Source organism: Planococcus alkaliphilus (assembly GCF_057031095.1).
This window is the reverse complement of the sequence record NZ_CM168060.1, coordinates 605347-629391: the sequence shown is the minus strand read 5'-3', so window position 1 is coordinate 629391 and position 24045 is coordinate 605347. Positions and strand designations below refer to the sequence as shown.

Sequence of the window (24045 nt, the reverse complement as noted above, 5' to 3'; positions counted from 1 at the left end):
ATTGGTGATTTACGCAAAAGAGAGGCTTTCAGATGAAAGCCTCTCTTTTCATTTGTAATTCAACTCGGCAGGCAATGCATTTTACATTCCTGGCTTTATTGAGCCGTGTATCCCCCGTCAACCATTACAGTTGTACCTGTTACAAAATCATTTTCGCAAAGGAACACAATGGCATGGGCAACTTCATCCGCTTTTCCTAAGCGCCCTGCAGGATGTTTCGCCACCAACCCATTATAAAATTCTTCGCCCAGCGCTTCACGGTTCACCATGGCTGTTTCGATATAGCCGGGTGCCACAGCATTGACGCGGATATTTTTATCCCCGTATTGGAGAGCGGCTGATTTGGTCATCAAGTTTACCGCGCCTTTCGAAGCGTTGTAGGCGAAAGCTTGCGGCTCTCCGACGCTGCCGAGTATGGAAGACGTGTTGACAATTGCGCCTCCGCCTGTCTTCAGCATTTCCCGTACCGCATATTTAATGCCGTAAAAAACACCATCCTGATTGACGCCAATCACTTTTTGGTAATCTTCATCAGACAATTCATGCGTTTCGCTCAAGGCGCCGATTCCTGCATTATTGACCATGATGTCGATTTGGCCGAATTGACTGACCGTTTGCGCCACCAGATTTTCCACAGAATCTTCTTGAGAGGCATCCACCTTCACAAATACCGCTTCTGCCCCGTTGCCGCTCAATTCTTTCGCCGCAGCTTCTCCTCCTTCTTCATTGAAATCAGCAATGACCACCTTCACCCCTTTGCTGATAAAAGCTTTCGCTGTTGCTAAACCGATTCCCGATGCTCCGCCTGTTACTGCTGCCACTTTCCCTTGCAAATCCATTCCAATTCCTCCCTTTTCGAATCTCATACACTCCTAGTATATATTATTGTCAGACTATTTAGTCATATTATTTTGAAACTAAAAAAAGACCTCTGCCGAAGCAAAGGTCCCTGTCATTTATTCTTTTAATTGATTGATGAACGGACCATAGTCCCGGCGTTGATGCTGCAAGGAGATCCATTTTAAAGTCGTGAATTCTTCGAGGATCCATTCGCCATTGAAACGGCCAAGCCCGGAGTTCTTTTCTCCCCCGAACGGCACATGCGATTCGTCATTTACCGGCTGGTCATTGACATGGATCATGCCCGTATGGATTCTGTGGGCAAACGCTGCGCCGTGTTCTAAATTAGAAGAATGGACAGCTCCGCTCAATCCGTATGGCAGCGCATTGGCCATTTCCGCTGCATCGTCGTCGTCTTCGAACGGAATCAAGATTGCCACCGGCCCAAAGATTTCATTGACTGCGAGCGGCATTTCGTTCGTGACATTAGTGACAACCGTCGGCTCAAGGACGTTGCCGTCAGCCTTGCCGCCTAAGCGGATTTCTGCGCCTTGCTTGACGCTCTCTTCCAAGTCTTCCAAGATGCGGTCGACTTGCTTGCGGTTGATCAGCGGTCCGACATTCGTATCCTGTTCTGCCGGATTGCCGTATTTCAATTTTCCGGCACGTTTGATAAAGAGCTCAGCGAATTCATCGTATTTGTCTTTATGGACAAATATCCGGTTGATCGCCATACAGATCTGGCCTTGGTGATAGAATTTGCCGAATAGCGCCGAATCTACTGCTTGGTCGATATCTGCATCATCCAGTACGACAAAGACGTTATTGCCTCCCAGTTCTAAAGCGGTTTTCTTCAAATTGCCGCCTGCCAGTTTTCCGATGCCCATACCGACTTCCGTTGAGCCGGTAAAGGAAATCAGTCGCGGAATCGGGTGCTTAACAACGTCATCACCGATTTCTGAGCCGCGTCCGACAACGATATTCAATAGCCCTTTCGGCAATCCAGCTGCTTCAAAAATGCTGGCGAAAATCAAACCGCCGGTAATCGGTGTATCCGTTGCCGGTTTCACCACGACTCCATTTCCGGTTGCAAGAGCCGGTGCAATGGACCGCATCGCTAAATGGAACGGGAAATTCCACGGGCTGATGACCCCAATGACGCCGATCGGGTTGCGGTAAATGCGGTTTTCTTTTCCAGGTTGCTGGGAAGGCAAAATTTTCCCTTCCATCTGGAATGGATAAGCCATCGACTGCTTCACCACATCCAAAGCTGCGCCGAATTCGACTGTCGCTTTAATGACCGTGCTGCCCGCTTCTTTTACGAGCCAATCGATGATCAATTGTTTGTTTTCCTGCATGACTTCCACTGTTTTCTCCAGAATCGCCCGTTTGTTCTGCGGCAATTCCTTCGACCACTCGATTTGTGCTTCCGCTGCCGCCTTGTAAGCCGCATCCAAATCGTCTTTATTGGCTGCTTTCGTTGCGATCAAATCTTCGCCTGTGAAAGGATTTGTATTCGCCATCATCTGGTCGCTTGAACCGTCGCGCCATTCACCGTTTATATACACTTTCGAAAAATCCGTCTTCATTTTCTTCACTCCTCTTTTCAATTGGTAGAATGTATTGGATGGATCTTTGAAAATAGCTTCTAATACTTCAGCCATGAAAATGCTGGCTGCTTTCGTACATTTTTTCGCCACCCTTCTCTTTACCCTTCTATAGAATCCTAAAACTAGGATATTCCGATTTAATTCCTACTACATATTTATAAAACAAAAAAGCTCCTGCCAAATTGACGGCAGGAGCTTTCGTTTAAAGATCTTTTGCAATTTTTAAAACCGTGCGCGGAATAAAGAGCACAACATGGTAAAGCAATTCCGCTAAATCGATCAATTCCCATGCCCATGTTCGGTCTTTCTTTTCCCTTTTCTTTTTCATCCGCAATTCTCCTCGCTTTTTATCTATTATTAATTTATACGAAAAGAATTCAGAAAAGTTTCACAGCGATTCAAAGAACTTTAAAAACTATTCAATTGCCAATCCAAAAGCTTCTGCCAATAAACGAATGCCCTTCATGCGATTTTCCGCTCCTGCCACATTCGGGATAATGGTAATTTCATCCGCCTTGTAAAGTTCCGCAATCCTTTCGATTTCCGCCTTCACAAAGTCGGCATCTCCGATGATCATACGCTTGCGGTTTTCCAATACTTTTTGCTGTTCCCTCGCGCTGAAGCCCCGCAATTCCGCAGTTTCAATCGAAGGATAATAAGGCGGAGGCGTATTCGATTCGACGAATAGGAGCCAAAGGTCAAAGGCCTTCGCTATTTCTTCCGCTTGTTCTTTCGTTTCCGCAACGACTGCGAATACCGCAATCATCACTTTTGGCTGCACTAAAAACGGTGAAGCTTTAAATTCGCTGCGGTATTTCCCGATGATTTCCACTCCGTCGATAGAAGGCCGGGCAAAATGGGCATAGGAGTACGCCATGCCTTTTTCAGCCGCAAGGGCTGCGCTGCCTTCACCGGTCCCGAGCAGCCACAACTCGGGCGCTGTTTCAGTGATTGGCATCGCAGGCAACTCGCTCTTATCCGCCAAATAGTTTTTCAATTGGTCCAGCTGTTCTTCATAAGGCTCCGCTCTTTCACGCATGCTATTCAGCGCTTTATTGACAACCTGGTAACTGCGCGAACGCCCGATGCCAAGATCGATTCGATTCGGATGCAGTGCTTCAAGCATGCGAAAATTCTCGGCCACTTTATAAGCGCTGTAATGTGGGAGCATGACCCCTCCCGAACCGATCCGGATTTCCGACGTAGAAGTCGCTAAATGCATCATCAGCATTTCCGGCGTACTTCCGGCAACCGATGCCACTTTATGGTGCTCCGCTACCCAAAACCGGCTATAGCCGGAGCGCTCTGCAAGCTGTGCCAGTTCTGTTGTCTCCAGCAGCGCTTCCCGCGCCGTTTTTCCTTCATCGATTGGTGAGTAATCCAGAATATTCAATGCCAGCATGCCATTCCCGCCTTTTTCCGATTAATGACCCCAGTTTAGCATGCGGGAACTTTCAATCCAAAACACCTTGTTTCAGATATTCTGGATCGATTCGTAGCATTTATCCAACACGGCCATATTCTTTAGTGTGGATTCCGTCGTGATAACCGGTTCCCCGCCGTCTAGAATCGCCCGCGAGAATTGCTCGATTTCCATCCGGTAGATATCGCCGTAAATCTTTTCTTCACGGATCATGCCATTGTTCTGGATAATGACTTTTCCAATTCCCCCATTAACATCCGGCCGGAAAGCGAAAGGCACTTTGATCTTCCCTTCAGTACCGATGACTTCATACTCGTTGCGGTTGATCATATCAAAGCTGCAATCGAACATCGCCTTGATGCCATTGTCCATTTTCATATAGACCGTCGACGTCAAATCGATTCCGGTCGCCTCATCCAATTCGGCAATCGCTTGGACTTTCACAGGCTCTGAATCCGTCAAATGGCGAATAACTTGAACGCAATAAGAACCGACATCGTAAATGCTTCCGCCCCCCATCGTTTTATCCATCCGGATATCCCTTTCCCGGTTGTTCAAGTAAAACGAGTGGCTCGATTTAATAAGCTTCACCTCGCCGATTTCTCCGGACGCGATAATTTCTTTTACGCGGGCATGCTGCGGATGCAATTGATACATGAAGGCTTCCATGAATTTCACGCCATTCGCTTCACATGCCTCAATCATTTCTTTCGCTTCTTGGGCCGACAGCGCTGCCGGTTTTTCGCAAAGCACGTGCTTGCCTTTTTCAGCCGCTTTGATGACCCATTCTTTATGTAGATTGTTTGGCAGAGGGATATACACCGCGTCAATTTCCGGATCATCCAACAATGCTTCGTAACTCTCATACGCTTTTGGAATCCCTAACTCTCTTGCCGCAGCGTACACACGGTCTCCTCTACTCGAAATTGCGGACATTTCCGCATTTTCCGCCCGAAAAATTGCCGGTATGACCTGGGTTCTGCCAATATTCGCTGTGCTTAAAACGCCCCATCGTATTTTTTCCATTCCATCATCTCCTCTGGTTTTTAATCATTAAAAAAGCCGCTAAGGGGCGCATCGACTGTCCCGTAGCGGCTTTGGATTTCAAGACAGCTTTGCGCTTCTTGCCTATCGCTTATTATTTGATGCGTAGTTCTGTTGCAGGATCGAAGAAATGGGCTTTGTTCAAGTCCATCGCCATTTCGATCGTCTGGCCAGCTTCCACGTTGAAGCGTGCATCGACGCGTGCCACAAAGCTTTCGCCGTTCACTTGCGAATACAAGACGATTTCCGAGCCCATCAATTCCGCCACTTCGATTGGTGCTTTGATCTTCGTGTGCGGCGAATGGTCAAGGAATAATGGCTCATCGTGAATGTCTTCCGGACGTACGCCAAGGATCACTTCTTTGTCGCCAAAGCCATTTTCCTTCAATACGGCAAGCTTGCCTTCTGGCACCAATAAGCGCTGGTCGCCCATGACAAATTGGTTGCCTTCCAATTTCCCGTGGAAGAAGTTCATGGCCGGCGAACCGATAAACCCGCCGACAAACATATTATTCGGCAAATCGTACACTTCTTTCGGCGTACCGACTTGCTGGATAAAACCGTCTTTCATAACGACAAGGCGAGTCGCCATCGTCATCGCTTCTGTCTGGTCGTGTGTTACGTATACCGTTGTCGTCTGCAAGCGGCGGTGCAATTTCTGGATTTCCGCACGCATTTGCACACGCAGCTTCGCATCCAAGTTGGATAATGGCTCATCCATCAAGAACACTTCAGCGTCGCGCACGATTGCGCGGCCTAGTGCTACACGCTGGCGCTGACCACCTGATAAGGCTTTTGGTTTGCGGTATAAATATTCTTCCAAGTTCAAGATTTTCGCTGCGTTCTCAACGCGCTCTTTGATTTCCGCTTTTTTCAGTTTGCGCAATTTCAAGCTGAACGCCATGTTATCGTAAACGTTCATATGAGGGTACAACGCATAGTTCTGGAACACCATTGCGATATCGCGGTCTTTTGGCGAGACATCGTTGACGCGCTTGTCGCCAATGAACAAATCGCCTTCCGTGATGTCTTCAAGCCCGGCAATCATACGCAAAGTCGTGGACTTCCCGCAGCCGGACGGTCCGACGAGCACCAAGAATTCCTTGTCGCGGATCTCCAAATTGAAGTCTTGAACCGACACTACCCCTTTATCGTAGACTTTTTTCACATTCACTAAGTTTAACCCAGCCATTTTCATCCCTCCAAATTGTGTAAAGGCTCCCGTGCGAGCCGATAAAGCGCTTACTTTTGTTTAATATGCTCCTCTGATTTCAGAAGCCACCTGTTCTTTATAGAATCTTGCAAGTTTGTCCATTTCTTCTGCAGAATAAGGCGCAGCCTCGACTGCTTTCAAATTGTCTTGCACTTGTGCAACTGATTTAAAACCAGGAATCACCGAAGAAATAGCACCGTGCTCTAATATCCATTTTAACGCGGCTTGCGTCATATTTCCTCTATTTTCTGCAATCCATTTTAAATTTTCAGCCAATTCTACCCCTTTTTCAAATTCCAGTCCGGCAAAAGTCTCTCCCACATTAAAAGCATCGCCATTGCGGTTGAAATTGCGGTGATCGTCTTGTTCAAATTGGGCATCCACTTTGAATTTCCCGGTCAACAACCCACTCGCTAAAGGCACACGCGCTAAAATTCCAACACCTTGCTCTTTCGCTTTCGGGAATAATTCCTCAAGCGGCTTTTGGCGGAATAAATTAAAAATGACCTGCAAACTGCTGACATTCGGGTTTTGCAGGCAAATCAGCCCTTCTTCCACCGTTTCAACACTAACGCCGTAATAGCGGATTTTGCCTTGTTCTTTTAAGCGGTCCAGCACTTCGAATACATCGCCGTCGCGTAATATGTCGGTAGCGGGACAATGGATTTGGAACAAATCAATCTGTTCACGCCCGAGACGTTTCAAGCTGTCTTCGCAATACTTCGCAACGCTTTCCATTGTGTAATTCTTTGGATCCGTAAAATCATCGGCACGGCCGAATTTTGTTGCGATATGGATTTCATCATGTCTGCCTTTTGTCGCTTTCGCAAGAAGCTCTTCGCTATGGCCATCGCCGTAAACGTCAGCTGTATCAAAGAAATTGACGCCTTGCTCCATCGCATATTCCAAAGCTTTCAACGATTCCTGGTCATTCGTCTTTCCCCACGAACCCCCAATCGCCCATGTTCCAAAACTAAGTTCACTCACGTTTAAATCCGTCTTGCCGATTTGCCGATAATCCATCTACGCCACTCCCATTCTATTTTATAAATACTTACAAAGAAGAGCCCCAACCCAAAAGTTGAGACTCTTATTTATATTGCCTATTTACGGAACGCCAAAAGCTTTTCGTTCATCTCTTTTGTTTGTCCGTAAATATCTTGATAAATAGAAAAAAGTTTTTGATAGCTTTCTACATTCGCCGGATTCGGTTCATACTGCGAATCTTCTTTTAAGAAGACATCCGCACATTCTTTTAATGAAGAAAACCACCCGCTGCCAAAAGCAGCAAGCATGGCTGCACCCATTCCTGGACCTTGCTCGCTTGTCAGGCGTACGATTTTCGCATTGAAAATATCTGCCTGCATTTGAAGCCAGTCTTTGTTCTGCGCACCGCCGCCAATTGACACAATCGTATCAATTTCCTTTCCGCTTTCGCGGAAAATCTCGATGGATTCATTTAAAGAGAATGTAATGCCTTCCAGTACTGCCCGGGCAAAATCTTTTCGGCGATGGGAACTATCCATCCCGATGAAACTTGCACGGATTGCCGCATCTGCATGAGGTGTGCGTTCACCGACAAGATACGGCGTAAACAGCAAGCCGTTGGATCCAGCTGGAACAGAACCCACTTCAGCAAGCAAATCTTCAAATGATTCATCCGCCGCAAAGGTTTCCTTGAACCAAGTCAAACTGTAGCCGGCTGCAAGCGTTACACCCATCGTGTAATAGACGTCCGGCGCCGAATGGTTGAAGTAATGGACCTTGCCGCCAAAATCTTTGTCGCTGCTTGCTTCATAAGATAACACAACACCGGAAGTCCCGATACTGCAAAGCGTTTTGCCATCTTCCAGAATTCCGGAACCGATTGCACCGCACGCGTTATCCGCACCGCCAGCAAAAACGCGGGTGGTCGGTGCAAGCCCTGAAGCTTCTGCATATTCAGCCGTAACCGTACCCACTTCGTCATGCGAGTAGACAAGCGGCGGGCACAGGTTTGGATCAATATTCAAAAGCTCACAGATTTCTGTACTCCACTGTTTTTTGCTGATATCGAGCAATAAAGTGCCGGCAGCATCCGAGAATTCCATCTCCAAATTGCCGGTCATCTTGAAGCGCAAATAATCTTTTGGCAAAACGAACGATTTCGCTTTCGCAAAAATTTCCGGTTCGTGCTTTTGGACCCAAAGAATTTTCGGCAGCGTGAAGCCTTCAAGCGCCGGATTCTTTGTAATTTCAAGTAAACGCTCATTGCCTACGACATCGTATATTTGCTGGCATTCAGCCGTCGTTCTTGTATCGTTCCATAAAATAGCTGGGCGCAAGACTTCATTGTTTTCGTCAAGCAGCACAAGGCCATGCATCTGCCCCGAGAAGCTGATGCCTTCAATATCTTCTGCAGTTCCATCAAAACCGGAGAGGAGCTCAAGCAACCCGGAAGTTGTTTGAGTCACCCAGTCGTGCGGATTCTGCTCACTGTATCCTGTTTTTTCTTGAATCAATGCATACGATTTTGAAACGCTGTGCACCACTTCCCCTTGCTGGTTGACCAGCAGGATTTTCACGGCACTCGTTCCAAGATCGACTCCAATAACATATTTCATAGCGACAGCTCTCCTAGCGTTAGCAGACTATTATTATTTAGCGAAAGCTTGCAGCAAGTACTGGTTGATTGTAGATTTGATCTGCTCAAGACGGCCAGATGTTTGTTTGATTTCAGTTAAGCCAAGTGCATGCTCTTCTAGTTTGTGGAAATCTGTCTTGCCTTCGACGATGTCGCGGCCGATTCCTTCTGTGTATGTTTGGTAGCGGTCTTCCATGATGGAATCCAATACTTTGTCGTCGATCAATTGCTGAGCAACTTTCAAGCCAACAGCAAACGCATCCATTCCCGCGATATGTGCGTGGAACAAATCTTCAGGCTCGAATGAACCACGGCGTACTTTCGCATCAAAGTTCAAGCCGCCTTTGCCAAGTCCGCCATTTTTAAGGATTTCGTACATCGCAAGCGTTGTTGACCAAAGATCTGTTGGGAATTCATCTGTATCCCATCCAAGAAGCGGATCGCCTTGGTTCGCGTCAACGGATCCAAGCATGTTGTTGATGCGTGCATAATGCAATTCATGTTCGAATGTATGGCCTGCAAGCGTCGCGTGGTTTGCTTCAATATTGAATTTGAAGTGGTTTTCCAAACCGTAGCTTTGCAAAAATGCATGGCCAGTCGCTACATCGTAGTCGTACTGGTGAGTTGTCGGTTCTTTTGGTTTTGGCTCGATCAAGAATTGTGCGTCGAAGCCGATTTCTTTCGCGTAATCAACAGCCATATGGTAGAAGCGGCCCAAGTTATCAAGCTCAAGCTTCATGTTTGTGTTCAATAATGTTTCGTAGCCTTCGCGGCCGCCCCAGAACACGTAGTTCTCTGCGCCAAGTTCTTTACCGATTTCCAAGCCTTTTTTCACTTTCGCTGCTGAATAAGCGAAAACGTCTGCATGGTTGGATGTTGCAGCACCGTGGATAAAGCGTGGGTGCGTGAAGTTATTGGCAGTGTTCCAAAGCAATTTCGCTTTGCTGTCTTTCATGTAATCTTTGATCATCGCAACGATGACGTCCAAGTTTTGGTTTGATTCTCTTAAGTTGCTGCCTTCTGGTGCAATATCGATGTCATGGAAGCAGAAGAATGGCACGTCCATTTTTTCATAGAATTCGAAACTTGCATCTACACGTGCTTTAGCCAAATCCATTCCGCTGAATTTATCCCATGGACGGTTCATTGTACCGGCGCCGAATGGATCAGAGCCATCCATTGTGAATGTGTGCCAGTAAGAAACTGCGTAGCGAAGAATTTCTTCCATCGACTTGCCGCCGATCACTTCTTCCGGGTTGTAAAATTTAAACGCGAATGGATTTTTTGAAGATGCACCTTCAAATTTAATTTTGTCAATGTTCTCGAAATATGCCATAATTTTTTGCCTCCTAAGTATGATGTTCTGCTTATTTGAAAATTAAATGAGTCTATCCTTAATGAAAAGGCTTTCATTTGATATTATAACAAGTTACAATTAGTTTGTCTATTGGTTAAACAAAGTTTTATTTAGAATGATTTGACTATTTACTTTTATAAATTCACTTGATTTCATTTAAAAGCGTCAAGAACATTCTTATAGATACTTGCAGCACCATTTATTCGTCCAATTTTCTGACTTAGTGTATGCTTTTAAATAAGTTGGCTGATGGCGTTTTAGAAAATTGAAATGTAAGGAAGGTCATAGATGAATTCCACTAAAAATACCGTTTACCAGATTACCGAATGGATTACCCGCTTCGCTTATTTAAATTTACTGTGGGTTGTTTTCACATTAGCAGGCGCGGTCCTTTTAGGGCTGTTCCCTGCTACGACGGCTATGTTCTCCGTTTGCCGAAAATGGATGCGCGGCCAGACAGACGTGCCTGTTTTTCGTACGTTTTGGGATTATTACCGGAAAGACTTTGTGAAAAGCAATGTGATGGGCCTGTTAGTTTGGCTGCTTGGTGCGTTAATTGCCGCTGACGTCTTCTACTTGTTGGCTTTAGATGCTGCCCATTTAACATGGATATCGATTCCTTTGTTCGCTTTTATGCTTTTGGTTTTATTGTTCCTGTTTTATCTATTCCCGACATTTGTGCATTTTGATATCAAAGCCACTCAAGTGTTAAAAAACGCCTTTTTGATCATGCTGATCCATCCGCTTCACAGTTTGCTGATCCTGCTTTGCTTAGTTCCGCTCTTTCTGATCATGCAGGCATTCCCGGCACTCGCGTTCATCTTCGGCGCAAGTACCTACGCCTTCATCACGATGTGGATTTCTTTGAACGCTTTCAATAAAACAGCTGCGAAAAGCACGAGTGAACTGCCACAATAAAAAGCTTCACCTAAGCGGAAATCGACTTTCCTCTTGGGTGAAGCTTTTTTAAAATTCGTACTTAGAAGAATAAGCGTATGGTGGCGACTCCTGCGGGACCAGCACGAGCTGGAGCCACTGGACTGAGCGGAGCGAAGGAAGCGGCAGAAGCCGTGCCCGCGGAAAGCGTCCACCAGGAGCGATTTCTTCGGTTAATTACAGTTACCCCTTCACCGCACTTGATGAAATCCCTTCAACGACTTTATTGCTGAAGAAAATGAAGGCGATGATGATCGGCAAGACGCTGATGATCAACGTCGCGCCGATTGCACCCCAGTCGGTCATGTATTGCCCGATGAAGTTCTGGATCCCGACTGTCAGCGTTTTGTATTTCTCCGAGCTGATGAAGGTGTTGACGAAAACGAATTCGTTCCAGTTGTAAATCATATTGATGACGACCGTAGTCGCCATGATCGGCGTAGTCATCGGCAAAATGATGCGGAAGAACATCCGATGGATCGAACAGCCATCGATAATTGCCGCTTCTTCGACTTCGTGCGGCAAGGTGTAATAGAAACCGAGCAGGATCATTAAGGTGATCGGTAAGTTATACGCGGTGTACGTGATGACGATCGACCACGGGTTATCGATCATGTCGACGCTCAAGAACATGCTGTAAAGCGGGATCAACGCTGAGTGGATCGGAATCATCAAGCCAATCATGAAAAGCCCGAGCACAAGGCCGCTTAGTTTCCACTTCATGCGCGTCAATGCAAATGCGGCCATGCTTGCGAATAATACGGTGAAGATGATCGCAGCAATGGTAATCCACACACTATTAAGGAAATACGTGCCGATTCCCCCGTCCCAGACTTTCTGGTAATTTTCCCATCTGAACTCCGACGGCAAAGAAAACGGTGATCCTGCAAAGATTTCCTGGTTGCTCTTCAACGAGAACAGGAACAGCCAGATGAGTGGGAGGATTTGAAATAATGCCACTACTATCAAAGCCAGGTAAAGAAAGAAATATCCAACGCGTTTCATTAAACAAACCTCCTCTTAGTATTCAAGCTTCTCTTTTGTTTCGGTTACTTTGCGGATGATCAACGTAACGATCAATGTGATGATCAACAACAAGAAACCGATGGCACTACCGTAGCCGAAGTTATAGCTGGAGAAAGCCAATTTGTACATATAAGAAGCCATTACTTCACTGGCTCCGTTCGGTCCGCCGGCTGTCATTACATAAATCAAATCGAAGTATTTCAAGGAACCGACAATTGCCAAGACGATTGTCACACTCACGATTTCTTTGATCAATGGCAATTTGATGCGCATTGCAATCTGGAATGGCGTCGCGCCATCAATTCTTGCAGCTTCAATCAAAGATTCCGGAATATTTTTCAATGCCGCATAGTAAATCAGGATATAAAATCCTGCATATTGCCATAGGATCGGAACGAAGATGGCAAACAAAACCATGCTTGGATCTGCGAGCCAAGATGGTGGATTTTCAACTCCGATAGTTCTAAGGAATGAATTCAAAATCCCGTTTGACGGGTTGTAGACTTTTACCCACAACTGGGCAATGGCAACGGATGACAAGAGCATCGGAATCAAGTAGATTTTACGAAGCAAGTCCGCACCTTTGATTTTTGAAGCCAGGATGATCGATACAGCTAAATAGATGATTAAACTTAATGCTGAGAAAAGGGCCAATAAGAACGAATGCAGAGCACTGTTCCAAAATAGTTTATCTTGGATTCCTTCTATATAATTGTCCAGGCCAATAAAAGTTTTTTCTCCGATTCCATCCCAGTCCATCAAGCCGTAGTAGCCGGACAGGAGCAGCGGGATAAAGATCAAGACCATCAGCAATATAAAGGCGGGCGCAATATAGAACGCGATATAAAGCTTATTGGACATCACTTTGTTCATAACATTCAACCCCATATCTTATAAAGTAGAAGGGGACAATCCTGAATTCTGGATATGCCCCCTTCTTGTTTCTCTAACTTTGCAAACCGTTGTTATCGTTCTTTATTTCGAAAGAGCGTCCTCATGGGCTTTCGCAAATTCTTCAGGCGTCATTTCGTTGCCGAATAGCGCTTGAATTGCATCCAAGTGGACTGTTGCCACTTCTGGGCTCAATTGAACATCCGCAAACATCGTGATGTTGCTCGCTTGGTTCAGTTCTTCCAAGATATCAATATACATCTGCGGAAGATCCATTGACGCAGCATCCACTTTCGTCGCTGGGATTACGCCAGCTTCTTCAACCGCTTTTTCGCCCCACTCTTTCACAAAGTAGGCAGAAAAGTCTTTTGCTTCTTCTTTTACATCTGAATCTTCTGCTACGAACAAGCCAACTCCAGGGCCGCCGACAAAGCTGTTCATATCGCCTTGGCCGTCAACTGTTGGGAAGTTCATGTATTTTACAGAATCTCTGAATTCTTGTGGTACGTCTTCATTTGTCGTGAAGTTTGGAAGATCCCAAGTTGCGATCATGTACATCGGCGCTTGTTCGCTCATGAACATGCTCTTCGCTTCTTCATCTGCAAGGCCGTTGAATCCATCAACAAAAGCCCCGCTGTCTACCAAGTTTTGAACTTCTGCAGCCGCTTCGATCAAGGCAGGATCTTCGAAGCTGCCTGAACGGTCGATTGCTTTGTTCAATGTATCAGCGCCGCCGATGCGGTCAGCCAAGTACATATACCACATAGAACCTGTCCATGAATCTCTGTTTCCTAGAGCGATCGGCTGAATGCCCTCGTCACGGAATGCTTTTGATGCTTCTAACAATTCTTCGTATGTTTCTGGAACTTCAATGCCGTTATCCTTAAACATCTTCTCATTGTAATAAATGCTGACAATGTTCAATTCCAATGGCAATCCGTAAGTTGTGCCGTCAAGCGCATAGGCTTCAGCAGTTCCTGGCACGAATGCATCTGATAGTTCAGACTCGATGACATCATCCAACGGTGCGAACATATTTCCGCCAACATAAGGCTCAAGGAATCCAGCAGCCCATGTAAGGCCTACATCCGGCAATTCTTTTGATGTTGAAAGGACACGCAATTTATCTTTGTATTGCTCATTGCTTAAAACTTCTAAATCTATTTTGACGCCTTCGTTTTCCGCTTCGTAATCAGCAATAATATCGTTTACCACGTCATAATGCTTTTTGGAGCTACCTTCTGGCCATAAGTGCATAAATTTGATTTCAGTGTCTGCATTACTTGAACCCGATGACGCCTCATCAGAATCTGAACACCCTACCAGCAGTAACGATGAAATAGCAGCGGACAATAGCAGTGCAAGCGTTTTTTTCCTTTTCATTTTTTTCTTCCCCCCACTTTGTGTGCTATTACAACAATATTCAGATTGTTGTATGCGTTTTCATTATAGCAAGGGTTTCCATGTTCGTCTAGTGGCTAAACAAAGTTTTTTATTAAACTACTTTCGTTTCAAAGTATCTGTTAAAATAGTCTTAAAAATGATAGAAAGAGCTGAGCAGGATGAATGTAAAAGTGACCAAGACCTGGAACCATCAAGTCGTCAAAGAAGGCAACAAATCATTAGTGCTAGATAAGATCAAAAACAATTCACCGATTTCGCGGGCGGCTGTCGCAAGCCAGACCGGACTAAACAAAGGAACCGTTTCTTCCCTTGTCAGTGATTTGCTGGATGATCAATTGATCTATGAATCCGGCCCTGGCGAATCAAGCGGCGGCCGCCGACCGGTTATGCTCTTGTTCAACGATTTGGCCGGCTATGCAATTGGCATCGATATCGGCGTCAATTACCTGCTTGGCGTATTGACGGATCTCAGCGGCAATATCCAATTGAAGAAAGAATGCAGTTTTAAAAATCTTTCATATGAAGAAATCAAAGAAAAAATGTTTTCCACCATTGATTCATTGATTGCTTCTGCACCTGAAAGCCCTCACGGCGTAGTTGGCATCGGCGTCGGTGTACCGGGAGTCGTTGATAAAAGTGGAGAAATCTTGCTAGCGCCCAACTTGAAGTGGCGGAACCTGGACTTGAAATCGGTCTTGGAAGAAAAGTATGGGCTTCCCGTCATTATCGAAAACGAGGCGAATGCCGGTGCTTACGGCGAAAAGCGTTTCGGTGCGGGACAGGAATGCGAAAACATCATCTATGTCAGCGCAGGCATCGGGATTGGCGTCGGCCTGATCTTAAACGGTTCCCTCTATAAAGGGTCGAACGGATTTTCCGGTGAACTTGGCCACATGACCATTCAAGTAAACGGCCCGAAATGCCGCTGTGGTAATGAAGGATGTTGGGAACTGTATGCGTCGGAGCAAGCGCTGCTGGATACTGCGGTGCAGTCCGGGTTATTCGCTTCCACTGATGAAAAATTGGATTTGCCGCATTTGATTCAGCTCGCAGAATCCGGCAATGAAGAAGCCATTGCGCTATTCAAAAAAAGCGGCGATTATTTAGGCGTCGGCATCAACAATATCGTCAATACGTTCAATCCGCAGCAAGTCGTAATCGGCAACCGGATGGCTTCCGCCAAAAATTGGCTGAGCGAATCGTTGAATGAACGCGTGGCCAACCAAGCGCTTTGGTTCCAGCAAAACGATTTGATCATCGGCTTTTCTGAACTTGATACGCTGCCAACGGCACTTGGCGTCGCTGCTTTTACCATTGAGAATTTCTTGAGTGTCCGCATGCAGCCGCAGCAAGCCATTTTTTCTTAAGCTGTTATAAACTTTCATCACACTTAGTTTACCATTCGTACTAAGTAGTGTATGATCGTTTATAGCAGCTGAAGATTTTTAATTTTCGATTTAATTGGATTAAGAATCTTTGCCTTTGCTGTTTGGGCACGTGTTTTTGAAAGCACTTACATCTCCTCTGCCAAGCAGCAGATCCACAAAATCATACATAAAGGGTGACGAAAAATGGCGATTATCCAAAATCCAATTTTAACGGGATTCAATCCGGATCCAAGCATTTGCCGTGTAGGAGAAGATTATTACATCGCGGTGTCCACTTTTGAATGGTTCCCAGGTGTCGGCATCTACCATTCCAAGGACTTGAAAAACTGGCGGTTGATCTCTCGTCCGCTCAACCGGTTGAGCCAATTGAACATGATGGGCAATCCGAACTCCGGCGGCGTCTGGGCACCGGCCCTTTCCTACAGCGACGGAAAGTTCTGGCTGATTTTCACAGATGTGAAAGTGACAGAAGGGCAATGGAAAGACTGCCATAACTACCTCGTCACTTGCGAAACGATTGATGGCGAATGGTCGGAACCGATTTATTTGAACAGTTCGGGATTTGACCCTTCCCTGTTCCACGATGAATCCGGCAAGAAATACTTGGTGAATATGTATTGGGATCACCGACATGGCCATCATAATTTTTACGGCATCGTGCTTCAGGAATACAGCGTTGAAGAACAGAAATTAGTCGGCAAATCCGAAATCATCTTCAAAGGAACCGATGTGGCATTAGTTGAAGCGCCGCATCTTTACAAAATCGGCGAATATTATTATTTATTGACCGCTGAAGGCGGCACGAAGTATGACCACCAAGCTACGATTGCCCGTTCAAAAGATTTGCACGGACCTTATGAAGTCCATCCGGAAAATCCGTTGATCACATCTTTCTTCTCGCCAAGAAATCCGCTGCAGAAATCGGGACATGCTTCCATTGTCCAAACGCATACGGACGAATGGTTCCTGGTGCATTTGACGGGGCGCCCGCTTTCCCGAAAAGGCCAAGCTTTGCTTGACCCGCGCGGCTACTGCCCGCTTGGACGCGAAACAGCCATCCAGCGAGTGGAATGGAAAAACGATTGGCCATATGTCGTCGGCGGAAATGCACCCTCACTTCAAATCGAAGGGCCAGCCATCGAAGAAGTGGTGTGGGATCGCGATTATCCGGAAAAAGACGATTTCGATTCGGAGACATTGAACCCGCATTTCCAGACGCTGCGTATCCCTTTAGGCGAAGAAATCGTTTCTTTGAAGGAAAATCCAGGCCACTTGCGCATTCATGGATGCGAGTCGTTGACATCTAAATTCACCCAAGCATTCGTCGCGAGACGCTGGCAGCATTTCCACTTTACTGCGGAAACGAAAGTTGCCTTCCAGCCAGATACATTCCAGCAGGCAGCGGGTCTTGTAAACTATTACAACACGGAAAACTGGACGGCTCTTCAAATTACCTGGCACGAAGAAAAAGGCCGCATCCTTGATTTGACTGTCTGCGATAATTTCGCCTACGACCAGCCGCTGCAAGGCGAAGAAATCGTCGTGCCTGATGAAGTCGAGTACGTCCACATGCGCGTCAATGTCGATGCGGACATTTATCAGTATTCCTATTCGTTCGATGGGGAGGACTGGCATTTGATTCCGATCCGCTTCGGTTCGCATAAACTTTCCGATGACTACATCCAAGGCGGCGGATTCTTCACCGGCGCATTTGTCGGCATGCAATGCCAAGATACGTCCGGCCAAAAGTTGGCGGCGGATTTCGATTATTTTATTTACAAAGAACGCGAAGAAACCCAATAAAAAGGGCGGCTCAGGATGGTCTGAGCTGCTCTTTTTCCAGTTATTTGGATATACTGTCCATTAGCTGCGAAATACTATCCGTTTTTAGCTAAATACTGTCCAATCTTCCCTTTTTACTGTCCAAACCCCTTTCCAATACTCAATCTACTACAAAATACCGCGCATCCGGATGGGCAAAGACAATCGCCGACACCGAAGCTTCCGGATCCATCATATATTCTTCCGTCAATTGGACGCCGATGTCTTCCGGTTTGATCAAGCCGAATAATTTCGCTTGATCTTCCAAGTTCGGACATGCCGGATAGCCGAATGAGACATTGTTGACGGCAAGAATCGTCAAAATACGCGGGAATTTCGCTTTGATCAGCTGGGCTCCTATTGCCCCGTCTGCCGTTAGAATCCTCGTTTTAATTCCTCTAATAATCCCGTTCTCTCTGCTCCTATATATAGAAAAAAAGCCCTCCATGAAAATGAAGGCTTTATGAGTTCACACTCGTTCCTTTTCATCTCTTAGGCAATCGATTACCTGCTGGATTTAGCACCTGACCTTGCGACTGGTTGCTGAAGCGTCATAGGGCCAGTCCCTCGACTTCTCTCGATAAGAATTCACGTTATTCAATTTTGGCTTTTTGTAAGGGTAACTGGTTCAGGATGGAAAATCAAGGCGTTTTGACAGAAATAAACGAACTTTCTGTTAAGAAAGACATTTACCGTTCTGGTTTCTCTCCGTTTCCCTTTTCACACATTTCCGCTATCATGGGAATCAATCAACGCTTTTAGGAGGAATTTCTGAATGTCTGAAAAATACCTGCTTGACGTCAACGATCCGCGCAATTATTTCGTGTTGCTCGAGAACCGCCTCTTTCCTTCGATTGCTAAAGATCCAAACGCCTTAGCGGAAGGCGCAGAACAGCACCTGGCGAAAAGTGCTGGCCCGCTTGCCATCTATGAACGCGTCGGCGTGCTTACTGCCGACATCGACTACACCATTCCATCGAGCTTTCATTCCGCAAGCGAAACCCAATACCAAAATTTCCTGTTCCGCTATACGGAAGACTCAGTGACGTTCATCGAACCTGAAAAAACGCTCTCCTACCCGACAACAGAAGCGCTTTTTGCAGCCGGCAACGACTTGTTGACTGAGAAAAAAGCACAGTCGCCTGCGGAAGATTTCATGGTGCTCAGCGCCAAACTGCTCGCAACCTATCCGTGGCAATAAAAGAAAGCTGGACGGCATTTTTGCTATCCAGCTTTTTTGATTGCAGCCGGAAAACCATTTTCGTTTACTCCCGACTTTTTGTGAAATATGCTCGACTTTCGTTCGAATACTCCCAACTCTCCAATTCCCATCCTCTAAATCAAAAAATCCGCCTCCAATGAAAGAAGCGGATCCATGCATTATTTTCTATATTTGATTGCCAATCCTTTTAGGAAATTGCGGGCATAGCGGTCGCCGCAGATGCTGTAATTCTTATGGCCATGCTTTCGCAAGATGCCGCTCATTTCGCTTTTCGACACGGTCACGCCGGCAAGTGCGAGCAATTCAAGCATGTCTTCACTCGTCAATTGCAAAGCGATCTTCACTTTCTTCAACAGCAAATTGTTTGCCGGCTCGTTGCTCATCGGCGGTGTGGCCGGCTGCCCCGGTTTCGGCTCTTGGCGTCCCCGCTTGAAGACAATCAAGCCGTTCAAGAAAGATTCCAGCATCCGGTTGTCGACACGGATATGGTCAACATTTTCAGAAGCATCCAAAACGCTGTCCATGTCATCGCCTTCGCTTTCCGGCGTCTTCGTCAACACTTTCAACACATCTTCTTTCGACAGCTCGATGCCGCCTTCCTTGAAAATCTTTATCATGTCATTATTTTTAATATCAAGTGCGTAGCGCAGCCTGATCAGAATATCATTATTGTCCATCGGGAAACCTCCATTTATTATGCATGATAGCTGTTCCATCATCTTTTTCGCTTTCTTTATCATAGCATATTTAAAAGGCCCGATTTGATGAAAACCTTTGTATTTGTCAAAAAAGCTAATATTCTGCGGAATTAATAAATAATCGATACAACAGACAAGAACGCCTTCTTGTTTATTAACATAGACTCAATCATCTACTTCGCTCACAACATTTGCACAATTGACGATAGATGTGAAGAAATGATTTTCAACGGTATGAAAAACTGCTACAAACGGATAGCTTCTTTGCCGCAGGCCAGCAAATTTTGATGCGCACGACGCTATACACTAATTAGAGAATATCGCTCCAGATTTTGATCGCTGTCCCTAAAATCAGCAAGGCCAAAATCCACTGGAGGTATTTCGTGTTCATCTTCTGTCCAAGTTTCGCCCCCAGAGGTGCAGCGATCAGGCTTGCTACAATCATGACGGCTGCCGGCCCGTACAAAATCTGGTCGGTGACAATTTTTCCGACCGTCGAGCCAATCGACGAAATGAACGTAATCGCCAGTGAAGTCGCAATGGTCATGCGCGTCGGTATTTTCAACACCACAAGCATGATTGGCACCAGGATAAAAGCACCCGCTGCCCCGACGATGCCTGCAGCAATTCCAACGATCAAAGCAAGGCCGGCCGCCAGCCCTTTATGGAACACCACTTGGTCAAGTGGAATGTCGTCGACTCCTTTTTTGGGAAGGAACATCATGATGACGGCAATTGTCGCCAAAATGGCATAGACAATATTAATGGCTTGTTCAGACAATAACGTGGAGCCATAGCCGCCGATAAAACTCCCGACTAAAATGGCCCCGCCCATATAAGCGATCAGCGCCTTATTGATATAGCCGCTCCCCCGGTAAGCCCAAACTCCAGCGATCGTCGCAAAAAACACCTGGATGGCGCTGATCCCGGATACTTCATGGGCGCTGAAAGCCGTATAGCCAAGCATCACCGGTATGTAGAGCAGCATCGGGTATTTGATGATCGAGCCCCCGATTCCCACCATTCCGGAGATAAATGAACCAATAAAACCGATGAAAAAAATGACGATGATAAAATCTATACTCATACCAATTCCTCCTTGCCAAAAGGAAAAAGGGCATCAGATCGATACCCTTCAGCTTTTAGCCTTTCTTGATCCAGAATTTCAACAGGCCGCCGTCTTCTTGGACTTCGAGCAAGTCATGGCCGCCTGATTTTGCCCAAGCTGCCATATCCGCTTTTGCCCCTTTATCCGTTGCATGGATTTCTAAGACTTGGCCGGATGCCAGCTCTTTCATCTCTTTTCTTGTTTTCACAATCGGCATCGGGCATGCCAAGCCTTTTGCATCTAATACTTTATCTGAATTCATGTGAGTCGCTCCTTCAATTTCCAATTTTTTATTGCCTCGTTCAATGGTTTACCGCACAGCACAGCGGTTTGGTCCAATCTCCATTTCCCGCTGCTCTTCTTCAGCCGGCGAAATGATTCCCATATTGGTCTTGCGGATCTCCTGATATGCATTCGGCTGCGGCGGCAGATGACGGGTCACCATATCCCGGAAAGCTTGTTCATCTTCAATATTCAATCCGTGATTCTCTTTAAACAAAGCGCTCAATGTTTTATAGACGCTGCCGTCTTCATTCAACTCATCGATGATCATGAAATGGGCTGGAAGAACGATTAACCCGTCCGCCAGTCCCGGATAGCGCTTGTAGAGGGATTCTCTTAGATCCCCCACCCAATCTTCTGCAAGCCCTGCAAGGTCCGGGCGTCCAATGGAATCGATAAACAGAATGTCACCCGTCATTAAATACTGGCCGTCTACGATGAAAGAAGTCGAACCGATCGTATGTCCAGGCGAATAAAATGCGTGGATTTCGGTTTTTTCTTCTCCTAATTCCACTTTCAGTCCATTGACAAGTTTCACATAGTCAAACACCACTTCTTCTGCATCTGCCGGCGGCAAATAATAAGCTGCGCCTGTTGCTTCCGCGATTTGGCGTCCGCCAGAAATATGGTCTGCATGCAGATGGGTATCAAAGACGTGTTTGATCACGGCGCCTTTTTCCGCTGCGAAATCCAGAAAGACATCAGCCATGCGTGTTGCATCGATTACGGCAGCTTCTCCGTCCGAGATGGCCATATAAGACAAACAGCCTTTCCCGATCCGGACAAATTGGTATAACTCCCCGCCGCCTTTTAAATCCCCCACTTTCACCGGTTCCAAATGTTCGCTCCAAGCCTTCATCCCGCCTTCTAAGTAAGCGGCCTCGATCCCTTCTTCAGCAAGCATTTCTGCCACCATGACCGAAGATCCTTCCTTTGCACAAACCACCAGTATGTCTTTATCCGTTGGAAGCTTAGCCGCCGCTTCTTCGACCCCGTCCAATAAATCAAAATACGGGATGTTCAAATAATCAAAGCGGCTGCCTTCTATTTTCCAGTCCGCAAACGCATCTTCATTGCGGACATCAAAAATAAAGAGCGGTTCGTTGTTGATCACCTTTTTCGCAACTTCTTTTGCTGTTAACGATTCTACTGTCATCTTTTTACCCCCTGTCGTATAGTCTGTTCCAAAATTCCCGTTTCATTTGATGAGCTGGACTTCTGCAAGTTACGCGTTGTTCGACTCCGTAGCACCTGTCCATTCGGACATGCCCTGGGCTGCATTTTTAATGCGGGTAAATCCTTTTTCCTCCAGCTGCTTCGCTGCAAAATCACTGCGCTTGCCTGTCCGGCAAATAACGATCACTTCTTTATCCGAATCCAATTCACTCACTCGCTGCTCGAGTTCGCCAAGTGGAATCGATACAGCTCCCTCGATATGCCCGAATGCATATTCTGCCGGTTCCCGAACATCCAAAACAATCAAATCTTCGCGCCCAAGTTGTTGCTCTAATTCTGCATTAGTTAGCGTGTGCGGAAATTTCATTTCCTCTTTTTCTTCTGAGCGATCGGCTTTCCGCAAATAATGGATCAGCACATTCCCTTCTTCAGAAGTTCCGAGATAATGGTTGCCGCTGCTCTTGGCCCAAGCTTTCATATCCGCAAGTGAACCTCTGTCCGTTGCTTGCACTTCAATCACTTGTCCGGGCCCTAAATCATTCATCGCTTTTTTCGTCCGGACAATCGGCATCGGACAAGCTAGCCCTTTGGCATCCAAGGTTTTATCGGTCTTAATCATCTGTCTTCCTCCTTTTACCCACGGGGGTATATTTAATGTCAAAAAAATTTAAACTGTCGGACCGTTCCATTCCAGCATACCGCCGTCCATATTGACTACGTCAAACCCTTTATCTTCTAATAACCGCGCCGCCATTCCACTGCGATTACCTGAACGGCATACGAGAATATGTTCTTTCGATCGGTTGATATCCTGCAGACGGAATTCAAGCAGCCCTAATGGAATATTGACTGCTCCCGGTATCTTCCCTGCTTTTACTTCTTCTGTTTCGCGTACATCGATAATGGAAACATCCGGATGCCGGTTTACGTATTCATTCACTTCTTCTGTTGTCATTCGCTTCATTCTTTTTTCCTCCTATCGTTGCGGCCGGTATTGGTTCATCCCGCCGGTTACGTTAATCACTTGTGCAAAACCATTTCGCTGCAATAGCGCCGCTGCCCGGCTGCTTCGCATACCGCTTTGGCAAATAACGTAAACTTCTTTTCCTTTATCGAGTTCCTGCAAACGCTTCGGCAATTCAGCCAGTGGGATATTCTTAAATTCCTTGATGTGGTTTGCTTTGAATTCTGCGGGTGTCCGTACATCGATCAATTGCTGCTCTTTTTTCTTGATCACCGATTTCAAATCATCCGTTGAAATTGCCATTGCCCCTTTTGGAAGGGAAATGGCTCTGTATCCGATCCACAGGATGACCGCTCCAACTACTAACATCAGCCAAGTATCCATGATTCTCCCCTTTTCTTTAAATGAATAAATTCACATTGCCGTCTTCTGCATCAGCCAGATAAGCCGCTACTCCAGCAAAGGCCACGTCTTCCAGCAATTCTTCCTCTTTCAATCCAAGAAGATCCATTGTCATCGTACACGCCACCAGATTGATTTCTTGTTCTTTCGCCATATCAATCAATTGCGGAAGTGTCATCGCATTATGCTTGCCGATAACATGCTTAATCATCTTTGGTCCCATTCCGGCCATATTCATCGTAGAAAGCCCTAATTTATCTGCGCCTCTTGGCATCATTTTTGCGAACATCCCTTCAAGGAATCCTTTCTTCACGGCTTGCGGATTGTCTATTCTTAAAGCATTCAGTCCCCAAAATGTGTGGAAAATCGTTACCTCGTGGTCGTATGCCGCTGCTCCATTCGCAATGATATAGGCCGCCATCGCTTTATCGTAATCTCCGCTGAACAAAATGATGTTTGTTGTCTTTCTTTCTTCCATCTCTGATTCCACCTCCCTTATACCGCACGGGGTATATTTTCATTTAAATAAAAACGCGCTGCCTCAACAACACGTGAAATACCTATAGGGGTATATTAACATCCAAAAAGAAAATCCGTCAACCCGAAAGTTCTACGGA

Annotated in this window: 24 protein-coding genes, 1 pseudogene and 1 riboswitch; of the genes and pseudogenes, 4 read left to right on the top strand and 21 right to left on the bottom strand. The window is 46.1% G+C overall.

The annotated features are described in order from the left end of the window. Positions 1-95: 95 nt before the first annotated feature. The 9 genes from AC2EXB_RS03385 to xylA all read right to left on the bottom strand — a co-directional run bounded on the left by AC2EXB_RS03385 (position 96) and on the right by xylA (position 10089). Positions 96-839 carry an SDR family NAD(P)-dependent oxidoreductase gene (locus tag AC2EXB_RS03385; RefSeq protein WP_483603632.1) on the bottom strand — a complete coding sequence of 248 codons (744 nt, stop codon included), beginning with the start codon at positions 837-839 and terminating at the stop codon, positions 96-98. 117 nt (positions 840-956) lie between these two features. Then, positions 957-2429, bottom strand: a complete 1473-nt coding sequence (locus tag AC2EXB_RS03380) for an aldehyde dehydrogenase family protein (protein ID WP_483604710.1) — start codon at positions 2427-2429, stop codon at positions 957-959. A gap of 223 nt (positions 2430-2652) precedes the next feature. Next, positions 2653-2778, bottom strand: coding sequence for a hypothetical protein (locus AC2EXB_RS03375; protein WP_260107723.1), 126 nt, complete (start codon positions 2776-2778; stop codon positions 2653-2655). 87 nt (positions 2779-2865) lie between these two features. Continuing rightward, positions 2866-3852: an LLM class flavin-dependent oxidoreductase gene (locus AC2EXB_RS03370; RefSeq protein ID WP_483603631.1), complete on the bottom strand. Its 987-nt coding sequence runs from the start codon at positions 3850-3852 to the stop codon at positions 2866-2868. A 72-nt stretch (positions 3853-3924) separates the two neighbouring features. Next, a complete protein-coding gene (locus AC2EXB_RS03365) occupies positions 3925-4899 on the bottom strand; it encodes a Gfo/Idh/MocA family protein (protein ID WP_483603629.1) in 975 nt (324 codons plus the stop codon). A 112-nt stretch (positions 4900-5011) separates the two neighbouring features. Then, positions 5012-6109, bottom strand: coding sequence for an ABC transporter ATP-binding protein (locus AC2EXB_RS03360; protein WP_483603628.1), 1098 nt, complete (start codon positions 6107-6109; stop codon positions 5012-5014). Positions 6110-6169: 60 nt separating this feature from the next. Further along, the gene (locus AC2EXB_RS03355; RefSeq protein WP_483603626.1) at positions 6170-7153 is read right to left on the bottom strand and encodes an aldo/keto reductase; all 984 of its coding nucleotides are present in this window, start codon (positions 7151-7153) and stop codon (positions 6170-6172) included. 80 nt (positions 7154-7233) lie between these two features. After that, positions 7234-8733 (bottom strand): xylulokinase, encoded by a 1500-nt coding sequence (gene xylB / locus AC2EXB_RS03350; RefSeq protein WP_483603624.1) that lies wholly within the window; start codon positions 8731-8733, stop codon positions 7234-7236. A 33-nt stretch (positions 8734-8766) separates the two neighbouring features. After that, on the bottom strand, positions 8767-10089 hold the full coding sequence (xylA, locus tag AC2EXB_RS03345) for a xylose isomerase (RefSeq protein ID WP_483603622.1): 1323 nt from the start codon (positions 10087-10089) through the stop codon (positions 8767-8769). Positions 10090-10398: 309 nt separating this feature from the next. Here xylA and AC2EXB_RS03340 point away from each other — a divergent pair, with 309 nt between their 5' ends. Further along, positions 10399-11028 carry a YesL family protein gene (locus tag AC2EXB_RS03340; protein ID WP_483603620.1) on the top strand — a complete coding sequence of 210 codons (630 nt, stop codon included), beginning with the start codon at positions 10399-10401 and terminating at the stop codon, positions 11026-11028. 201 nt (positions 11029-11229) lie between these two features. Here AC2EXB_RS03340 and AC2EXB_RS03335 read toward each other — a convergent pair whose 3' ends face one another. From AC2EXB_RS03335 to AC2EXB_RS03325, 3 genes are all read right to left on the bottom strand, one after another. After that, positions 11230-12051: a carbohydrate ABC transporter permease gene (locus tag AC2EXB_RS03335; protein ID WP_483603619.1), complete on the bottom strand. Its 822-nt coding sequence runs from the start codon at positions 12049-12051 to the stop codon at positions 11230-11232. A gap of 15 nt (positions 12052-12066) precedes the next feature. Next, positions 12067-12945: a carbohydrate ABC transporter permease gene (locus AC2EXB_RS03330; protein ID WP_483603617.1), complete on the bottom strand. Its 879-nt coding sequence runs from the start codon at positions 12943-12945 to the stop codon at positions 12067-12069. 102 nt (positions 12946-13047) lie between these two features. Next, the gene (locus AC2EXB_RS03325) at positions 13048-14346 is read right to left on the bottom strand and encodes an extracellular solute-binding protein (protein ID WP_235198241.1); all 1299 of its coding nucleotides are present in this window, start codon (positions 14344-14346) and stop codon (positions 13048-13050) included. Positions 14347-14525: 179 nt separating this feature from the next. On the opposite strand from AC2EXB_RS03325, the gene AC2EXB_RS03320 reads away from it, so the two are divergent. Next, the gene (locus tag AC2EXB_RS03320; RefSeq protein ID WP_483603616.1) at positions 14526-15734 is read left to right on the top strand and encodes an ROK family protein; all 1209 of its coding nucleotides are present in this window, start codon (positions 14526-14528) and stop codon (positions 15732-15734) included. 204 nt (positions 15735-15938) lie between these two features. Next, positions 15939-17558 carry a glycoside hydrolase family 43 protein gene (locus tag AC2EXB_RS03315; protein WP_483603615.1) on the top strand — a complete coding sequence of 540 codons (1620 nt, stop codon included), beginning with the start codon at positions 15939-15941 and terminating at the stop codon, positions 17556-17558. Positions 17559-17697: 139 nt separating this feature from the next. Here the strand turns inward: AC2EXB_RS03315 and AC2EXB_RS03310 are convergent. Beyond that, a pseudogene (locus tag AC2EXB_RS03310) lies at positions 17698-17871 on the bottom strand (vitamin B12 dependent-methionine synthase activation domain-containing protein); the annotation flags it as partial. A gap of 187 nt (positions 17872-18058) precedes the next feature. Continuing rightward, positions 18059-18163: riboswitch (SAM riboswitch) on the bottom strand. Between the two features lie 188 nt (positions 18164-18351). Here AC2EXB_RS03310 and AC2EXB_RS03305 point away from each other — a divergent pair. After that, positions 18352-18777: a hypothetical protein gene (locus AC2EXB_RS03305; protein ID WP_483603614.1), complete on the top strand. Its 426-nt coding sequence runs from the start codon at positions 18352-18354 to the stop codon at positions 18775-18777. 179 nt (positions 18778-18956) lie between these two features. Here the strand turns inward: AC2EXB_RS03305 and AC2EXB_RS03300 are convergent, their stop codons facing one another. From AC2EXB_RS03300 to AC2EXB_RS03265, 8 genes are all read right to left on the bottom strand, one after another. Next, positions 18957-19475 carry a YehS family protein gene (locus tag AC2EXB_RS03300; RefSeq protein WP_483603612.1) on the bottom strand — a complete coding sequence of 173 codons (519 nt, stop codon included), beginning with the start codon at positions 19473-19475 and terminating at the stop codon, positions 18957-18959. A gap of 331 nt (positions 19476-19806) precedes the next feature. Then, positions 19807-20583, bottom strand: coding sequence for a sulfite exporter TauE/SafE family protein (locus AC2EXB_RS03295; protein ID WP_235198235.1), 777 nt, complete (start codon positions 20581-20583; stop codon positions 19807-19809). 55 nt (positions 20584-20638) lie between these two features. Further along, a complete protein-coding gene (locus AC2EXB_RS03290) occupies positions 20639-20866 on the bottom strand; it encodes a sulfurtransferase TusA family protein (protein WP_483603611.1) in 228 nt (75 codons plus the stop codon). A 48-nt stretch (positions 20867-20914) separates the two neighbouring features. Further along, positions 20915-22042 (bottom strand): MBL fold metallo-hydrolase, encoded by a 1128-nt coding sequence (locus AC2EXB_RS03285; protein ID WP_483603610.1) that lies wholly within the window; start codon positions 22040-22042, stop codon positions 20915-20917. Between the two features lie 69 nt (positions 22043-22111). Continuing rightward, positions 22112-22681 (bottom strand): rhodanese-like domain-containing protein, encoded by a 570-nt coding sequence (locus AC2EXB_RS03280; RefSeq protein ID WP_483603609.1) that lies wholly within the window; start codon positions 22679-22681, stop codon positions 22112-22114. Between the two features lie 48 nt (positions 22682-22729). Next, positions 22730-23026, bottom strand: a complete 297-nt coding sequence (locus tag AC2EXB_RS03275; RefSeq protein WP_235198232.1) for a rhodanese-like domain-containing protein — start codon at positions 23024-23026, stop codon at positions 22730-22732. Positions 23027-23038: 12 nt separating this feature from the next. Next, positions 23039-23410, bottom strand: coding sequence for a rhodanese-like domain-containing protein (locus AC2EXB_RS03270; protein WP_483603608.1), 372 nt, complete (start codon positions 23408-23410; stop codon positions 23039-23041). Between the two features lie 16 nt (positions 23411-23426). After that, positions 23427-23906, bottom strand: a complete 480-nt coding sequence (locus AC2EXB_RS03265; RefSeq protein ID WP_483603607.1) for a DsrE/DsrF/DrsH-like family protein — start codon at positions 23904-23906, stop codon at positions 23427-23429. Positions 23907-24045: the final 139 nt, after the last annotated feature.

Bases quoted from the DNA above. Each gene is read 5' to 3' on its own strand.
- AC2EXB_RS03325 (WP_235198241.1), bottom strand. From the start codon at position 14,346: ATGAAAAGGAAAAAAACGCTTGCACTGCTATTGTCCGCTGCTATTTCA.
- AC2EXB_RS03300 (WP_483603612.1), bottom strand. From the start codon at position 19,475: ATGGACAATAATGATATTCTGATCAGGCTGCGCTACGCACTTGATATT.
- AC2EXB_RS03365 (WP_483603629.1), bottom strand. From the start codon at position 4,899: ATGGAAAAAATACGATGGGGCGTTTTAAGCACAGCGAATATTGGCAGA.
- AC2EXB_RS03375 (WP_260107723.1), bottom strand. From the start codon at position 2,778: ATGAAAAAGAAAAGGGAAAAGAAAGACCGAACATGGGCATGGGAATTG.
- AC2EXB_RS03330 (WP_483603617.1), bottom strand. From the start codon at position 12,945: ATGAACAAAGTGATGTCCAATAAGCTTTATATCGCGTTCTATATTGCG.
- AC2EXB_RS03370 (WP_483603631.1), bottom strand. From the start codon at position 3,852: ATGCTGGCATTGAATATTCTGGATTACTCACCAATCGATGAAGGAAAA.
- AC2EXB_RS03315 (WP_483603615.1), top strand. From the start codon at position 15,939: ATGGCGATTATCCAAAATCCAATTTTAACGGGATTCAATCCGGATCCA.
- AC2EXB_RS03380 (WP_483604710.1), bottom strand. From the start codon at position 2,429: ATGAAGACGGATTTTTCGAAAGTGTATATAAACGGTGAATGGCGCGAC.
- AC2EXB_RS03270 (WP_483603608.1), bottom strand. From the start codon at position 23,410: ATGGATACTTGGCTGATGTTAGTAGTTGGAGCGGTCATCCTGTGGATC.
- AC2EXB_RS03280 (WP_483603609.1), bottom strand. From the start codon at position 22,681: ATGATTAAGACCGATAAAACCTTGGATGCCAAAGGGCTAGCTTGTCCG.
- AC2EXB_RS03290 (WP_483603611.1), bottom strand. From the start codon at position 20,866: ATGAATTCAGATAAAGTATTAGATGCAAAAGGCTTGGCATGCCCGATG.
- AC2EXB_RS03285 (WP_483603610.1), bottom strand. From the start codon at position 22,042: ATGACAGTAGAATCGTTAACAGCAAAAGAAGTTGCGAAAAAGGTGATC.
- AC2EXB_RS03385 (WP_483603632.1), bottom strand. From the start codon at position 839: ATGGATTTGCAAGGGAAAGTGGCAGCAGTAACAGGCGGAGCATCGGGA.
- xylB (WP_483603624.1), bottom strand. From the start codon at position 8,733: ATGAAATATGTTATTGGAGTCGATCTTGGAACGAGTGCCGTGAAAATC.
- xylA (WP_483603622.1), bottom strand. From the start codon at position 10,089: ATGGCATATTTCGAGAACATTGACAAAATTAAATTTGAAGGTGCATCT.
- AC2EXB_RS03265 (WP_483603607.1), bottom strand. From the start codon at position 23,906: ATGGAAGAAAGAAAGACAACAAACATCATTTTGTTCAGCGGAGATTAC.
- AC2EXB_RS03360 (WP_483603628.1), bottom strand. From the start codon at position 6,109: ATGGCTGGGTTAAACTTAGTGAATGTGAAAAAAGTCTACGATAAAGGG.
- AC2EXB_RS03355 (WP_483603626.1), bottom strand. From the start codon at position 7,153: ATGGATTATCGGCAAATCGGCAAGACGGATTTAAACGTGAGTGAACTT.
- AC2EXB_RS03305 (WP_483603614.1), top strand. From the start codon at position 18,352: ATGTCTGAAAAATACCTGCTTGACGTCAACGATCCGCGCAATTATTTC.
- AC2EXB_RS03340 (WP_483603620.1), top strand. From the start codon at position 10,399: ATGAATTCCACTAAAAATACCGTTTACCAGATTACCGAATGGATTACC.
- AC2EXB_RS03320 (WP_483603616.1), top strand. From the start codon at position 14,526: ATGAATGTAAAAGTGACCAAGACCTGGAACCATCAAGTCGTCAAAGAA.
- AC2EXB_RS03275 (WP_235198232.1), bottom strand. From the start codon at position 23,026: ATGAAGCGAATGACAACAGAAGAAGTGAATGAATACGTAAACCGGCAT.
- AC2EXB_RS03295 (WP_235198235.1), bottom strand. From the start codon at position 20,583: ATGAGTATAGATTTTATCATCGTCATTTTTTTCATCGGTTTTATTGGT.
- AC2EXB_RS03335 (WP_483603619.1), bottom strand. From the start codon at position 12,051: ATGAAACGCGTTGGATATTTCTTTCTTTACCTGGCTTTGATAGTAGTG.